The sequence below is a fragment of the Xanthomonas pisi DSM 18956 genome (genome assembly GCF_001010415.1).
GTDB classification, from domain to species: domain Bacteria; phylum Pseudomonadota; class Gammaproteobacteria; order Xanthomonadales; family Xanthomonadaceae; genus Xanthomonas; species Xanthomonas pisi.
The window spans coordinates 1-386 of record NZ_JPLE01000202.1; the positions used below are offsets into that span (position 1 = coordinate 1).

Consider the following 386-nt stretch of genomic DNA (forward strand, 5'->3'; position numbering starts at 1 on the left):
CTCCCTTATCACCCTTCGGCCCAGCCGGACCTGCTGGCCCCGTGTCCCCTTTATCTCCTTTCGGACCGGGAACACCACCTCCTGCTGCAGCCTCTTCTGCCTTTGTTTTCGCTTCATTTGCCACATCCATTGCCGCTTTCACCGCTTTCGGGGTGGCAGCCTTCGTTTCATCATCACTGTCCGTTGCGCTGCTTAACTGCACAATTCCCTTCTGTGCCGTCGTTGCATCAGCCACATTTGCAGCGCTGCCTGCCGGACCTGGCTCTCCACGAGGTCCCTCTGGTCCGGCTTCTCCTCGTTCGCCTCTCGGACCTTGCGGGCCTGCAGGGCCCCCCGGCTCACCTTTCTCGCCTTTTGGCCCCATGACCCCCTGGTCCGCTTTAGGC

At 61.4% G+C, this 386-nt stretch carries 1 protein-coding gene; it reads right to left on the minus strand.

The annotated features are described in order from the left end of the window. Positions 1–235, minus strand: a 235-nt coding sequence (locus tag Y887_RS21400) for a phage tail protein (protein ID WP_248827426.1), incomplete at its 3' end; no start/stop codon positions are given. Positions 236–386 lie beyond the last annotated feature (151 nt).